Annotated in this window: 15 protein-coding genes and 3 pseudogenes; 7 read left to right on the forward strand and 11 right to left on the reverse strand. The window is 61.0% G+C overall.

What is annotated here, in order from left to right:
• Positions 1-137: 137 nt before the first annotated feature.
• A pseudogene (locus P3T23_RS24790) lies at positions 138-1,025 on the reverse strand (IS1634 family transposase); the annotation flags it as partial.
• A 114-nt stretch (positions 1,026-1,139) separates the two neighbouring features.
• Here P3T23_RS24790 and P3T23_RS24795 point away from each other — a divergent pair.
• Both P3T23_RS24795 and P3T23_RS24800 read left to right on the forward strand, forming a co-directional pair.
• The gene (locus P3T23_RS24795; protein ID WP_429318760.1) at positions 1,140-3,068 is read left to right on the forward strand and encodes an SMP-30/gluconolaconase/LRE-like region family protein; all 1,929 of its coding nucleotides are present in this window, start codon (positions 1,140-1,142) and stop codon (positions 3,066-3,068) included.
• A complete protein-coding gene (locus P3T23_RS24800) occupies positions 3,065-3,232 on the forward strand; it encodes a hypothetical protein (RefSeq protein WP_429318761.1) in 168 nt (55 codons plus the stop codon). Before P3T23_RS24795 ends, P3T23_RS24800 begins: the two co-directional genes overlap by 4 nt.
• Positions 3,233-3,759: 527 nt before the next feature.
• Here P3T23_RS24800 and P3T23_RS24805 read toward each other — a convergent pair.
• The 3 genes from P3T23_RS24805 to P3T23_RS24815 all read right to left on the reverse strand — a co-directional run bounded on the left by P3T23_RS24805 (position 3,760) and on the right by P3T23_RS24815 (position 4,814).
• Positions 3,760-4,101 carry a DUF3022 domain-containing protein gene (locus tag P3T23_RS24805; protein WP_429318762.1) on the reverse strand — a complete coding sequence of 114 codons (342 nt, stop codon included), beginning with the start codon at positions 4,099-4,101 and terminating at the stop codon, positions 3,760-3,762.
• A gap of 128 nt (positions 4,102-4,229) precedes the next feature.
• Complete coding sequence (locus P3T23_RS24810; RefSeq protein WP_429318763.1) at positions 4,230-4,385, reverse strand: hypothetical protein; 156 nt, start codon at positions 4,383-4,385, stop codon at positions 4,230-4,232.
• A 39-nt stretch (positions 4,386-4,424) separates the two neighbouring features.
• Positions 4,425-4,814 carry a response regulator gene (locus P3T23_RS24815; RefSeq protein WP_429318764.1) on the reverse strand — a complete coding sequence of 130 codons (390 nt, stop codon included), beginning with the start codon at positions 4,812-4,814 and terminating at the stop codon, positions 4,425-4,427.
• Between the two features lie 514 nt (positions 4,815-5,328).
• Between P3T23_RS24815 and P3T23_RS24820 the strand changes: the two genes are divergently transcribed.
• Positions 5,329-6,753: a hybrid sensor histidine kinase/response regulator gene (locus tag P3T23_RS24820; RefSeq protein WP_429318765.1), complete on the forward strand. Its 1,425-nt coding sequence runs from the start codon at positions 5,329-5,331 to the stop codon at positions 6,751-6,753.
• A gap of 145 nt (positions 6,754-6,898) precedes the next feature.
• On the opposite strand, the pseudogene P3T23_RS24825 reads toward P3T23_RS24820, so the two are convergent.
• Positions 6,899-7,791 (reverse strand): annotated as a pseudogene (locus P3T23_RS24825) (acyltransferase family protein); the annotation flags it as partial.
• A gap of 298 nt (positions 7,792-8,089) precedes the next feature.
• Between P3T23_RS24825 and P3T23_RS24830 the strand changes: the two are divergent.
• Positions 8,090-8,428 (forward strand): BON domain-containing protein, encoded by a 339-nt coding sequence (locus P3T23_RS24830; RefSeq protein ID WP_429318766.1) that lies wholly within the window; start codon positions 8,090-8,092, stop codon positions 8,426-8,428.
• Between the two features lie 156 nt (positions 8,429-8,584).
• Here the strand turns inward: P3T23_RS24830 and P3T23_RS24835 are convergent, their stop codons facing one another.
• The 6 genes and pseudogenes from P3T23_RS24835 to P3T23_RS24860 all read right to left on the reverse strand — a co-directional run bounded on the left by P3T23_RS24835 (position 8,585) and on the right by P3T23_RS24860 (position 11,336).
• Positions 8,585-9,037 (reverse strand): PA2169 family four-helix-bundle protein, encoded by a 453-nt coding sequence (locus P3T23_RS24835; protein ID WP_429318767.1) that lies wholly within the window; start codon positions 9,035-9,037, stop codon positions 8,585-8,587.
• A gap of 191 nt (positions 9,038-9,228) precedes the next feature.
• Positions 9,229-9,429: pseudogene (locus P3T23_RS24840) on the reverse strand (hypothetical protein); the annotation flags it as partial.
• Between the two features lie 95 nt (positions 9,430-9,524).
• On the reverse strand, positions 9,525-9,827 hold the full coding sequence (locus P3T23_RS24845; RefSeq protein WP_429318768.1) for a DUF1488 domain-containing protein: 303 nt from the start codon (positions 9,825-9,827) through the stop codon (positions 9,525-9,527).
• A gap of 38 nt (positions 9,828-9,865) precedes the next feature.
• Positions 9,866-10,414 (reverse strand): DUF4142 domain-containing protein, encoded by a 549-nt coding sequence (locus tag P3T23_RS24850; protein WP_429318769.1) that lies wholly within the window; start codon positions 10,412-10,414, stop codon positions 9,866-9,868.
• 165 nt (positions 10,415-10,579) lie between these two features.
• On the reverse strand, positions 10,580-10,876 hold the full coding sequence (locus tag P3T23_RS24855) for a hypothetical protein (RefSeq protein WP_429318770.1): 297 nt from the start codon (positions 10,874-10,876) through the stop codon (positions 10,580-10,582).
• A 208-nt stretch (positions 10,877-11,084) separates the two neighbouring features.
• Positions 11,085-11,336 carry a hypothetical protein gene (locus tag P3T23_RS24860; RefSeq protein WP_429318771.1) on the reverse strand — a complete coding sequence of 84 codons (252 nt, stop codon included), beginning with the start codon at positions 11,334-11,336 and terminating at the stop codon, positions 11,085-11,087.
• 203 nt (positions 11,337-11,539) lie between these two features.
• On the opposite strand from P3T23_RS24860, the gene P3T23_RS24865 reads away from it, so the two are divergent.
• From P3T23_RS24865 to P3T23_RS24875, 3 genes are all read left to right on the forward strand, one after another.
• Positions 11,540-11,677, forward strand: coding sequence for a hypothetical protein (locus P3T23_RS24865; protein WP_429318772.1), 138 nt, complete (start codon positions 11,540-11,542; stop codon positions 11,675-11,677).
• Between the two features lie 232 nt (positions 11,678-11,909).
• Positions 11,910-12,437 carry a PRC-barrel domain-containing protein gene (locus P3T23_RS24870; protein ID WP_429318773.1) on the forward strand — a complete coding sequence of 176 codons (528 nt, stop codon included), beginning with the start codon at positions 11,910-11,912 and terminating at the stop codon, positions 12,435-12,437.
• 328 nt (positions 12,438-12,765) lie between these two features.
• Entirely contained in the window at positions 12,766-14,094 is a 1,329-nt protein-coding gene (locus tag P3T23_RS24875) for a cation:proton antiporter (protein ID WP_429318823.1), read from the forward strand.
• Positions 14,095-14,125 lie beyond the last annotated feature (31 nt).

Below are 14,125 nucleotides of genomic sequence, written 5' to 3' on the forward strand. Positions count from 1 at the left end.
GGCAGTAACCAAGGCATCGGCAGCTGTCGTCTTCACCGAGTGGGGAACCGGGGTGATGGAGTCACTAGACCGAACTTTGAGCGCCGGCGCGCATAATCCTTTGATTTATCACGGTGATGTGCGCGCGAGCGAAGCGATTACTGGGTACAGGCGACAGGGCTGACGTGGAGCAGGCGGAAGGCCTTTTCCTGAACGGGTGTCGGCCGCGTGATCATGACGATCTTCGCTTGCGGGTTGAGGGGCGTGTGACAGACGTTGTACGCGAGCGTTGCCAGATCATCGAGCAATGCGCGAAAGCTATGGACTGGCAAGCCGTCCTCGCCCAGTCTGGTGGCGTCCTTGGCTTTCGCCTGCTCCGAGCGTCGTGCCTTGGCCACTGGCGACGCGCGGGTAGCACGTGCCTGCTCGATATATTCATCGTCAAACAGCATCGGCTTTAACTTCTCGCGCATGTGCCACTCGACGTAGTAAGCGACCATGCACAGAAAGACGTGAGCGCGCACGCGCCCGGCGTTCCGATGGAACACGGGGCGCACCTGCAGATTGACCGTCTTGAGCGAACGGAAGGCGCGCTTCACGACCGCCAGGCCCTTGTAGGCCGACACGGCTGCCTCGGCTGACGGATCCGCCGCCGGCGCACTGGTGCGCACCACATACAGGCCATCGAGCGCGGCCTCCTCCTTGATCTGTTCGGCGTTGAGCATCCAGGTAAAGCTCGAGTCAGTGATGCTCAGCTCGAAGTGCTTGCCCATCCTGAAGTGATCGATGATGCGGCCCACACGCAAGGCAATCGCCTCGGTACCCTTGAGCCGGTTGCGTACCCGTGTGGTCGCCTTGGCGATCTTCATCAGCTCAGCTTCGGTGGCCTGCAGCAAGGCCTCGCGCTTGCGGCTCCGTTCCTCGGCCAGCAGCGGAATGCGGCACACAATGAGCCGTTCGCCGGGGAACGCCTCACTCGTCACCTCAAGCAGGTTGCGCTCATCAAACAGCGACGGCTGGAAGGGCCCCTTCTCGCGGGCCAGCGCGGGTACTGTCACGTTCTACGTCTTCGCGCGCGCGACTTCTAACAACGTGACGGTACCTCTGAGACGGGAAGTACGTGAATGTCTCTTGAATTGTCATACATTTTAAGGAGTTTTATGTTACGCAAACTGAAGCTCGTTGGTGTTGGCCTGTTAAGCGCTGTTCTGACACAGGTGTGTGTCGCACAGTACACGACGGACTGGATTGCCAACACATATGGAACCAATGCGACTCGCGTAGGAAACGCGGCGCGTTCCCTCTGGGTAGCGCCTGAAGGAACGGTTTACACCGCATCTGCGTGGGATGAGAATCAAGGTAGCATCGCCATCTACAAGGCTGGGAAGAACGCGGGTTCCATTGGCACGCATGGTGGCCCAACGGGCGACGCGATCACGGGTAACACGACTTACCTGTGGGTGGGGATGGGGTTTAACAGGATCACAGGGATTGGTTATACCAGTGGTCGTGTCTATCGTTACAACCGCTCCACGGGTGTGAATGACCAGCAGATTGCGGTGTCCGCAGATACGACAGAACGCCGCGCCGACGTGATTACCGGTCTGGCGACTTGGGGACAGTTCTGGGCTGCCAGTGATCACCCTGGAAATCGCGTGCGCTTGTACAGGACGGACGGCACATGGGTACGAGATATCGCGGTAACGAGTCCTGGAGCATTGGCCTTCGACCGGAACGGCAATATCTGGGTCGCACAGGGATCAGTAGTTCAGCAATACAGCCAAACCGGAACCCGGCTGAACACCTTACAGCTAACCACCGGAAGTGTGGCCTCTGCTCTCTATTTTGACACCACTACTCAGTACCTCTGGATTGGCGATGCGGGACCAGACCAGAACATCAAGGTCTACAGTATCCATGCAATGCCCCCGTTTGTGAAAACGTTCGGGGTTCAGGGAGGTTACCTGGACACGACAACGGGCATCAAGGGCCAGGTAGGGAGCCTCAGGTTCGCCAAGATTGACGGAATCGGCAAGGATGCGGCCGGTAACCTGTACATCCTGAGCGAGCCGTGGGGCAAGACGTGGGACAACGGTCGCACGGGCGGAACGGACCTTTATGCCTATAACCCTTCTGGGACCCTGCTCTACACCTTGCAGTCCTTGAACTTCGAATCCATCGGCGCACCTGACCCTTCCTCAGACGCAACGATGTTCTACTCGGGGACCAACATCTACTCGGGAACTGGTGGAGCGGACTGGAAATTCGTCGCCAACACGGTAGACCCCTTTACGTATCCCGCTGATCCTCGTATCAACGTCAACGACCGCAGCCGAGGTGAGCACTTCGGTCAGATCGCTACTGTTGGGAGCAACCGTATACTGGTGGCGGCTGGCCAGAACCCCGATAGATTCTATTTCTTCCACTTCAACCCAGCCGCCTCCGGCTACATTGCCATTCCTGACGGCGTTCTTCCCGGCACCACGCCATTCAACGTGTCTGGACTCGTTACGTATGGTTTTGATCTGGCTTCCAATGGCGATGTATGGGCTGGACTGGACAGGACAGGCGTCATCACCCACTGGCCCCTGACCGGCTTCGACTCCACTGGAAAGCCTTCATGGGGGTCGCCAACGACCTACGCGATACCCACTACGCTTGGCGTCATGGCCCGCATCATCTACCTGCCTGAAAGCGATACGATGATTCTGGCGGACCGGATCACAGGGAGCACGGACCCGACATCCATCGGCACGCGTGTGGAGGTCTATCACGGATGGATGGCGGGCAACCAGACGAGTCCCGTTGTCATCACCCTCACCAAGGCCAATCCGAAGGCCCTCTCTGCCGCAGGCAACTACCTGTTCGTCGGGTACGTGCACACGGTGCCCAATGTCGACGCTTTCAACCTGACGAGCGGAAAGCTGGACAACACGTTCACCAACAGCAATTCCACCAACGTGTACGTCGGCAATGACGTCGACTCGATGTATGGGATTCGCGCCACGCTGCGCTCAAACGGCGAGTACGTGGTCACCAAGGATGACTACAACGGCACGAGTATCGTCGTCTATAGGTGGACACCATGAGCGATGAAACCAAAATCATCAACGCGCACGACCGCATCTGGTTGCAGGTTGGCGAGGACTTTTTACCCGGCGACATCGACTTCAACGAGTTGAGCGAGTCACCTGGTGTCAGGACAAGCTGGGTGAGTTTGACGTCGAATATGGCATGTACACACCTTCTATGAGCAGGAAGTTGTCAAGGCCTTTCGGCGAACTGACTCACGAATCATCGGTCAGCTCCCTTTGTGCGCCTCTCCCGTGCGGAAGCGCGTAATCGGGTCAAGGGCAGGTGCTTACCAGGCGGTAGGCCGCCATTGGCCCGGCAACAACTATCGCGACCTGCGGTGGTTTCGCGGCTGTTCGTTCATCCACCTGCCGGGCGGCAAGGCCTGGCGTGCTGCCTGGAAAATCGCCCGACTGTCGCGCTCGTTACGGGATCAATTTGGCCTGGCACACCGGTCCAGCGCGATCGTTACCGGCTCACCGTGCGCGCAAAGGCAGGGAATTTGAGGGTCGTTGCTGCCTGGCAGGTTCTCGCTTGCCAGGCTCACCAGGCGGACCACGTTCGGATCCGTGTGGATCGCCGTCACTGCCAAGAAGAAATGACCATTACGTTCGCGGCCGTGTCGCCCGATACACTCGCGGCTATGGTGGCCCGCCTGATCTCGCTACCGTGGACGCTCGATGCGTACTTTTATCCGTGAGCATTGCCTCACAGGTAAGGACTTCCAGTGTCCTGTGCTTCCAGAAGCATATCGTCGACGTCGAACTCGATCGAGCAGTCGCCTTCTAGCGGAGGCGGCTGGTACTGTTCGTCAAAGCGTTGCCGGACGAAAGCCCCCAGCCGGTCCCGGAACGCCCTGCGTTGGGCGGTGCCCATCGCGGCGTAGCGATCGATCTGTGGCTCTGAAAATCTGATCGCGAAGACGCAGCGCGAATCCAGCGACGTATCGCGTTTTGACTCGACAACCCAGGATAGCAAAAAATGCAGGCGGTGTCCTTCCTCATAAGATTGCACCGACGGTGCCTTTGGTGAGGTGAAAAGCCCTGCCAACCCCAGTGCGATCTCTTCGATTCACTGCTCCCGGTCAAACGGCCTCATGATCGTTTCCTCCTGTATTCCACCACCTGACGGGCGCCTCGCGCGCGTGTGCGTCGAACTCGACGGATCGCCTGAAAAACTCAGAAATCCATGCCCGCTCTCGGCGATGACGCGCCGTTGCCATTGCTGTTATGCCCACCCGGAATAGTGATTCCGCTGTCGTCCTTGCGAGAGCATCCGCTGCACGAAGCGGCAATGACAACGATGAGAAGAATTTTCGTCAATGTGCTGACCATCGTGATCTCCGCTCGCATAGCAAATGGGATGCAGCATATTTACTGCCTGCACGGCTGACCTCGCGCGTCCGCAGGAGGTTCGTCAAGAAGGTTATGAATCGTCCTGATCAGTCGGCCAATCGCCGCGGGCTTCATCAAAAGTACGTCCCATAGCTGCTCCTCCGGATGGGGCGGCAGCGCGGCCGACAGCATGATCACAGGACTGCCGGCCGTGGCAACGTCGCCCTTCAACCGTCGACACAGTTCAATGCCATCGACGCGTGGCATCATCCAGTCGGTGACAATGAGACTGGGACTCTCGATGGCAGCGACGGCCTGTGCCGCCTCGCCATTCTGCGCCGTCAGCACGCGGTATCCCTCGCGCTCCACCAGCAGTTGAAGCGGGCGCAGAATATTCGGATCGTCATCAACCAGAAGTACCGTTGCCAATTCAAATGTCACGTTTACGTTGGAAGGGCAATCGACTAATGCCGCAATAACCGTACCCGACGCGCATTTCCGGCATCGCAGACGGCGGCAGTGCTCTTTGTGCCGCAAGGACTACAATTCAGTCTGCACGGCAGCCCTTTTCGCGTGCGTCCCAACACCAGTTACGCCTGGAGGCCATATGGCCGGACCGTCTGCGTCACCCGCAGCGGACCGCGCCCGGAGCGCGGGTACCCTGGTCACACCTGCGCTTGGCACGCGAGCGCATCGACCGCCCGATTTCGCTGCTGAAAGCGAATCGATGCATCGTCTGGCACGGGCGTTGACCTCCTCGGATGGCGCCGTGTTGCAGACGCTCTCGGACATGGCGCTCCATCTGTGCGAGGCGGGCAGCGCCGGCATCGCCTTGCTGGAACGCGGCACCGACGGCGCCCCTGTCTTCAGATGGGTCGCCGTTTCGGGCGAGTGCGCGGCCGCCGTGGACACCACAATCCCCGTTGAAGACAGCCCGAGCGGCATGACGCTCGAACTGGCTGAGGGGCAACTGTTCTCCTCCCCACAGCGCCACTTTGCTTGTCTGAAGCACGTTATCCCTGAGGTCATCGAAGAACTGGTCGTACCGATTCCGGGCGAACCGGAGCCGTGGGGCACCGTATGGGTGATGTCCCACGACAAGGATCATCTTTTTGACTCCGAGGACCTCAGAATCCTGACCAGCCTCGCGAACTTCACCTGCGCCGCGCTCACCATCACCCGGGCGAAAGCAGACGCGGAAGCCCGCGCGGCCGAAGCGGAGGCGGCAAGGAATGCGCTCGCTCTGGCTGAAGCACGCAAGGACGACTTCATTGCGACCCTGAGCCATGAGTTGCGCAATCCCATTGCCCCGATCGACAGCGCGCTGACAGCAGCGCAAAAGCTTGCGACAGACAATCCGGCCGTATTGTCTGCATTGGATATCGCCGACAGGCAGCTCCGCTTATTGAAACGACTCGTGAGCGACCTGCTCGACGCGTCCCGGATAAGACACGGCAAGCTTTCCGTCCGCCCCTCGTACGGGTTACTCCAGGACATCGTGGCGGACGCGGTGACGGTGATGAAGGCCGACGCCAGCAACGGTCAGCACCGGCTGCATGTCGCTGTTCCGCCGTATCCAGTAACCGTTTACGCGGACCCCGCACGCCTCACGCAGGTTGTGTCGAATCTGCTGTCGAATGCGGTGAAATACACCCCTCCCGGGGGCGACATCACCTTGCTGGTCGAGGCGCCGGACCTCAGCACCGGGTCGATACACGATTCATCGCCCCGCACTGCAGTCATCACGGTGAGGGACAACGGTGCTGGCATTTCATCTTCACTGCTGCCGCACGTTTTCGACATGTTTGCCCAGGCGGCATCTGCACGCCGGCATGCAGCAGGTGGACTCGGAATTGGACTGGCAGTCGTGAAGCATCTGGTGACGGCACACAACGGCACCGTCACGATCGCAAGCGCTGGTGAAGGTCAAGGGACGGAAGTCACCCTGCGACTGCCGATTGTCTGCGAAAGGACGAGCAAGGTGCCCATGACCGCGAGGCGCACAATGGCGTCAATGCGCATCCTCCTTGTCGACGACAGCGCGGACGCCACGGAGGCGCTGGGCACGTTGCTGGAACTGGACGGGCACGAGGTGAAACGGGCACAGAACGGACCCGACGCACTTCGGATCGTGGAGTCATTCACCCCGGACGTTGCCCTGATTGATATCAGCATGCCCGACATGGATGGCATTGCACTTGCACAGTTGCTTCGTCTGCGGGCGCAGTGCTCGCAGACGAAGCTCGTGGCATTGACGGGCTACGCCGACAGCGCCAGCAGACTTCAGACTGACGAAGGGGTATTTGACTGCCATCTCACCAAGCCGTTGTCGCTCGATGACCTCGCAGAGGCTCTACAACCTTCGTAGGGTCGGGTAGCCGTCAGTCCGCCTCTACCGCAGCGATCGTGCGTGCAGTTCCTGAACATGCGCGGACGACCCTCCTTCTGTCAGCAACTGACGTGCCTCAAGCGTCTCTGCACGTACAGCTCATCACGCCACCTCGTCGAGATCGTCACGCCCGGCTACTCCGGTGAAAGCGCCGGTCGACATGTGCGAGGATGCTGCGCGACAGACGCGTCGCGCGTCCCTGAATCATCCGGTCGGAGATGCGAGAGAACGCATACGACGCGGCGAGCACTGCCAGCACTGTCGCGACGAAAAGCACAAGCGACACTTCCCGGCCCCTCTGCTCGAACACGCCCTCGACGTCTGCTCGCGGCGCGTACATTCGCCGCTGTGCCGACGCACTGGGCCGCGAAAACTACGCTATCTACCTCGAACAACAGAAACGCGACTGCGCTGCACGCGGCGAAGACCGGCGCGAATTCAGGTGCTTTCGCGAGCCACACACCGAGCGCCGCCGTCGCGAGGGCGAAGCCTGAGGCGAGCGAAAAAATCAGCCACGCTGTGCGCCGCGTCACGCTGGATGCGCCCGTCAGATGCGAGCGGAACGAGTACCACGCCCACATTCCAACGATGAAGCATGGCCCTTGTACTGGCGGCCAGAAATAGCTGAACGAGTTGTTCGTCACATGACAGTCGAGCGTGCCGTGACAGTCGCCGATTGACAACGCGATGACCGACAGTGCCAGCAACAAAGCTGTCGCGATCAGCAACCGCGTGCGGTTCATCGCGACGAAAAACAGCAGCGGCGCGATCAGATAGAACAGCATCCCGACACCGATCGACCACCCTCCCGGTACCACGTTGTTGATCGCGGTCGGCGACAGCGCGTGCAGAAACAGCACGTTGAGCAGGATATCCGTTGCGCCGTGGGCGCCGAGCCCCATGCGGGTTCGTAGCCTGACCGTGTCGCGCCGTAACGATTGCGGCGTAATACATTGGGGCAATGCGAAAGAAACGCTTGATATAGAAACGCAATGTGAAGTGCCGTGCGCCCGTGCAAATGGAGCGGGGTCCATTCCATTCATCCGTCGACTGCGCCGTCGTGCGACTTCGCCCACGGCGGCGGGTTGACGATGCCGTCCAGGCACACCACTTGCGGGCGTACGCTGCGTGGGCGAATGTCGGCCTCTGCACGCACGAAACAGCGAACGCATGCAACGGCCATCGTCCGGTGTCGATAACGGGCGCTGACGGAACCGTAGCGGCAACGATCCCACGCACGTCATCAGCGGTTTCGACCGCGATCGACGCAAGGCAACAATACCGCCATTTTCATCAACAACCCGATGGAGAAACCATGAAGACCATCCACCTTCTGAAGGCTGCAGGCAGCGTCGCATGTGTCGCATTCGCACTAAACGCGACGGCGCAAACCAGTGCGCCGGCCCCATCGGCCAGCTCCGAAACCATGGGCCAGCACATCGACGACAGCACCATCACCACCAAGGCAAAGGCCGATCTGCTGGCCGCCAGCAACGTCAAGTCGACCCATATCCACGTGAAGACCCGCAAGGGCGTGGTGTGGCTTACGGGCTCGGTCCCAACGGCAGACGACAAATCCGCAGCCGAAGAAGTGGTTCAGAACGTCAAGGGCGTGACGGGCGTAAAGAACCACCTGAAGATCGCTGCAGAGTAAGCCTCGCGTCAGGCCAGAGTTCCCGGCCCCGGCCGGTGTTTGAGGGAACAGAAAGCCGTCCGGACGCCGGACGGCTTCTCCCTTGCAGCTGGCATGCGGCTGTTCCACAACCGGCGCCGGTCAGGGCACCAGCCACTTACCGCCGATTAATGTCGACTAATGCTTGAGCGCAGCGTACTGATCGCGCAGATCGCGCACGCGGTCATGGTTTTGCAACACGCCCTGATACTGGCGCTCGACGATTGCGCGCACGTCCAGCGGTAAATCCTTTTCGAGCGCGTCGTGATAGCGTTTCTTCGCTACATCCTCCCCCTTTTCGCATTCGGCCAGGATTTCGTGGTCGCTGCGATTCGCCACCGCCGACTTCACGTCGACCCAGCCACGATGCAAAGCACCGCTCATACTGCCACGCGTTTCAGGTTTGCCGCCCAAGTCTTGAACCGCATCCTGCAATTCACGTGCGCCGCGCGCGCAGTCTTCGGCCCGCGACTGAAACAACGTTTTCAGTTGCGCGTCATGCGCGTCTTCGGCGGCCTTGAGAAAGCCCTTCTCGCCATCCTTCGACGTTTCGACCAGATCGTTCAGCACGGAAACAACGTTCGTAGCCATTCAATACCTCCAGAGGTTTCGTCAATCGTGAAATCCGCCACCGCACCTTTTCATATAGCAGCGGAGTTCATCGGTCTGTTCGCATGCGTCATGCCCGGAACCGACCGCCCCGAGTGCAAGACGGCCCGACAAATGCCCGGCCGTCCTGTCGTCCACATCGTTGAAAACTTCAGCGAAGAGACGTCCTTAAATCAAGCGCGTTTCTCGTTGAATTCGCTGAGCGGCTCCGGCCGCTTGCGCGGATCGAAGTCGGCCCACCGCCCTTGCTGCCAACGGCCGGTCGCGCGTTCGATCGCCGCGCCTCCCGCGTCGCGCAGCACCCGTGCGGCATCCAGTTGATTGTCCGGCGACACGTGGACGGCGACCAGCACGCCGGAGTCACGGGTCTCTTCTGACATACGGCCTCCTTCCATCCTTGAATAGCCGATGCGGACTATGCCGCCGCACCGCGCACGGAGTTCAGGCGCATGCAGCGGCACGCATCGGATTAGATCGTCGTGCCGCGATCGGGGTCCATGCCTTCCACTCTGAACAGTCCGCTATGTAGCACAACGCTTTTTCCGCCGTTCTGGCCGAGCGCTTCGGCGCAAACCGAACGGATGCGATTGCGGCCGTTGTCGAAGGCGGCCATCAAGGCGGATTCCAGCGCGGAATCTGCACCAAAATGATCTTCCAGTGCCTCGGCGGTTATCGCGCACTCAACCGGCTCGCCATCGACGCGTGCCGCAAAGCGCACCGTCAGATTCGCGCCGTCGAAGACCGGCTGGTCGTCAGGAAACGTGACGTGCATAAGGGCATCCTCATAGGCCGACCGCGGCTAACTCGCGTTCATGACGAACTCTTCATTGCGCCAGCGAGTTGCTGCGCCATCGCGAGGTGATGTTTGATCGTCGGCAGCGCGTGCGTGGCTGCGGCTTTAATTTGCGCGTCGGTGCCACTCTCGCTCTCCTTCTGGAACAGATCAACCGCCTTCTGGTGACCTTCCAGAGCGACCTGTTCGACGTATGCCTGATCGAACTCCTTGCCCTTGAGCGTTTGCAGCTTGCCGACCAGCGCGGAATCGGCGGTCGGTGCCGCGCCCAGGCCCTTGCTGGCAGCCAGTGCGTCCATGCTGAGAGATAGCTTCGTATGGTCGGCAATCATTTGTTGTGCGAATGTTTTGACGTGCGGATCGCTTGAATTCATGAGCGCGACTTTGCTTGCCGCGATTTCGGTGGCGTTGGCCTGCGAGGCAGCCTGCACGAACTGCTGGTCCGCCGGCGACAGCTTCACCGCGCCCGCCGCTGCATCGCTCGTCTGCGCGTACACCGCGCCGGCCGAAGCGGCGCCAATACCCAGCGCGGCAGCCATCACTTGAAGGAAATATCGGAATTTCATTCTCTTTCTCCCAGGTCGACTTATTCACCGAAACGCCGGTCCGGCTCGCTAAAATATCGCCGTGCGGTCAATGCAGACCAGGCAGCGCCCTTGCGCGCGGCGAGGCGGGCTCGTTGAGTACGCCGATTACCGGCCGCGAGCAGAGAAGATACAGCGCGGGCCGCCTCAAGCTTCTTCTTCGAATGCTGCCATCACTAGCCACAGGTCGCGCTCGCCATCGCGAATCTCGGCGGCAAACGCATAGGGATCGTGCGGTCCGCACACGCGCTCGAGGGCCCGGTGCGCGACCTCGCCGTCGTTGAACACACGTCCGGACAGAGGACGCACTTCCTGTTTTCCCTCGAACATCCGCTGGTTCCAGCGGTACACAAGCGGCTGCGATTTCCAGTCGCGGAAGCATTCTCTGACGTGCCTGAAATCGCCACCGCAGATATTCATCTGGTAATGGATTCTTGAGTCCACGATTGCACCTCCTCCGATGCAAACGCATGCGTTCATTCTCACCCTCGCGAGAACCGGGCCGCTTGCATCGATTGCATCGATACAGCCGAAGCAGTATGTCCGCGCTTGTCCACCTCTCCAACTTGCGCCTATTGCTGCTCCAAGGTCTGCCTCGTCATGAGGCATTTCAACCCAGGCCGCCTTAGCGCAAATCGGCGCCCAATCAACGTCATTGGCTTGCACCTGACGCCGCAGCTGCGACGGCCGGCATGCTCGCCTTATCGGCGGCGGCGGCCGCGCCGCTACTCGTGTCAGCGGTGCTGCCGGTGGCCGCGTGACCGTCCATCACGCCGCTGCTGCCCAGCGCGACGCCGATGCTGTTGCTAGTGGCGCGCTTGCAGCCGCCTGCAGCCGTCAACAATACGAGCGCCGCCACCATCAGCAGTTGTTTGCCTGTGCTTTGATTAGTTAGCTGTTTCATCACCCCTCCTTCATTGAAGTCTCCGTAGGTGAATATGGCATTCGCCGCGCGCAACGCAAATGTTGCCTGCTGCCATCAGTCACTGAGCAAGGCGTGTGCCTTCCCGGCGCACGCTCGTGGAACAAGCGGTAATGCCGGGTGCGCAGAACATTGGCACGCGACGTGCGTCGTCTTTGCGCATCGGAGTCTTGATGGAGAAGACAATGCAAACCACGCCGAAATCCAACGAGGTCTTCAGTACACCAGGATCGGAAGACGATCAGGCCCAACCGGCACCACCGGACGACAGCCGCAATCTGCCCGAGTTGCCCGATCCCACCGAAGTCGGCGAAGACGGCTAGGCGCCCGAGGTGCCAACCACGCGCAAAGCGGCCATGCCCTGGGCGTAGACGATTCATCAGTTCTCTTCTGATATTCATAGGAAAGAATTGCAATCCCGCCTGCCTCCTTTGCGCGCGGCGCACCGCGGCGCATCGAATTCCGTCGCGGGCTGTCCCTTGCCAGAGGCTGTGCACCCGATGGAACGCCGGTTGCTGCAACAGCCATACACCCAATCTGTAGAGGAGGAAGATCATGCCGACCCAGACACAGACGCAAGGCAACCTGCGCCAGAGCCAGGGCGCACGTATCGTCGGCCGTGGCCGCGCAAGCGCGGACGGCCCCGGCCCGCACGTGATGGCGGCAGCAACCCTCGACGGCAACAAGGTGCTCAGCAGTGACGGCAAAGACATCGGCAAGATAAAGGACATCATGCTCGACGTCGGCTCCGGCTGCATCGCTTATGCCGTGCTGTCGACCGGTGGCTTTCTCGGCATCGGCGACAAACTGCTGGCCATCCCATGGGGTGCGCTGACGCTCGATACCCAAAAAAAATGCTTCGTACTGGCGATGACGGCCGAGCGCGTAAAAAACGCGCCGGGCTTCGACAAGGATCACTGGCCTTCTATGGCGGATCAGACATGGGCCACCTCCGTGCACCAGTACTACGGCAGCGAGCCGTACTGGGGACGCGATCCGTTCGACCGGCGCGACGATCTGGACGTTGGCGAGATTCCCGCCGGATCCTCGGATGCGCCGGAGGCCGGCGGCCTCAAGCTGTAATCCGGACGCTGTTACTGGCTGGTCCGGACCGTGGCGGGTTCAGAACGTGCCCGCCGTAACGCACCAGCATGCCGCCCACGCGGTATCCGGCGCGTTTCACCTGGAACACACACTGGCCACAGCGGCGATGGCGCGGCGCGATACGTTGCAACAGGCCAAGCGCAAATTACGCGAAGCGTTCGGACGCGCGCCTTGAAGCGCCACCGCGCGCACCGTCGGCCCGATAGCGTCCGATGCCATGCGCGCGGGCGCGACCGGGCATCGCGCCCGAATGCGTGCCTTTCACAACCGGCAACGCGCGCAATGTTCGCGCGCCAGCCTCAAGCGGATGCTCATGCACGAAGAATCACTCTGGTTTCTCATCGTCGGTGCGGTGCTGGTTTTCATGGGCATTGCGGCGACGACTTTGCGTCGGCTGCCCTGTAGCGCTGCGATGTTCTACCTGGCCACCGGTTACGCGCTCGGGTCGCCGGGCATTGGTCTGCTGCGCCTCGATATCGCCGCCGACGCGCACCTTCTTCGCACCATCACCGAAATCGCGCTGCTGGTGTCGCTGTTTGCGATCGGTTTGCGCTTGCGGCTGGGCGTGCTCGAGAAGCTCTGGACAGTACCGCTGCGGCTCGGCTTCCTCGCCATGCTGGCGACGATTCCACTACTGACGCTGTTCGGCGTCTATGCGTTGGATCTCCGCTGGGGCCCAGCTTTGCTGCTCGCAGCGATCCTCGCCCCCACCGATCCGGTGCTGGCCCACGACGTCCAGGTACACAATCCCGGCGACCACGATCTGCTGCGTTTCGCGCTATCCGGCGAAGGCGGCCTGAACGACGGCATCGCACTGCCCTTCGCGATGCTCGGCCTCACGTTATGCGCTTCGCCTGGTGCCGGGGCCGGCAACGTGCTGACCTTCACGCTCGCGGGCAGCATGGCATGGGGCCTGGCTGGCGCGATCGCGATCGGCGGCCTGCTCGGCTGGGTCACGACGCACGCGGTTGCATGGTTGCGTACGCGCCATGCGCAGGCACTCGGCCTCGAAGGATTTTTCGCGCTCGGCCTGATCGAACTCACGTACGGCGCCGCGCAACTCGCACATACGTACGGTTTTTTGGCGGTGTTCGCAGCGGGTGTCGCCATGCGCCGCGTCGAGCATCGCGCGAGCGGCGGTATGTCGGCCCGCAAGGTGATCGGCACCGTCGATTCCGAAGACGTCGACGCGACCGCGGCGAATCCGAGCAAAGCGCATGCGTATATGACGGAGTCGGTGCTCGGCTTCACGATCGAGCTCGAACGCATTGCCGAAGTCGCGGTGATGGCGATGGTCGGCAACGTGCTCGCCAATCTGCAAGTGCCACTGTTCACATGGCAAACGACCGCGCTCACCGTCGTGCTGTTCGTGCTGGTGCGGCCGGTATCGGTGGAATTGTCGCTGCTGGGATCGAACGCGACGCATACCCAGCGACGGCTGATGAGCTGGTTCGGAATTCGCGGCATCGGTTCGTTTTACTATCTGGCGTACGCGCTCGAGCACGGCGCCGCTGCGGACATCGCACCATTGGTGCCGCTCGCATTGGCCGTTGTCGCGGCGTCGGTAGTAATACATGGCGTCTCAGCCACGCCCTTGATGAACTGGTATCACCGGCTGCGCGGCAGCGAAAATTAGCCGCGCGAACTCGTACCCGCGAGCCTCGATC

This window comes from Paraburkholderia sp. GAS448 (assembly GCF_050435685.1).
Lineage (GTDB): Bacteria > Pseudomonadota > Gammaproteobacteria > Burkholderiales > Burkholderiaceae > Paraburkholderia.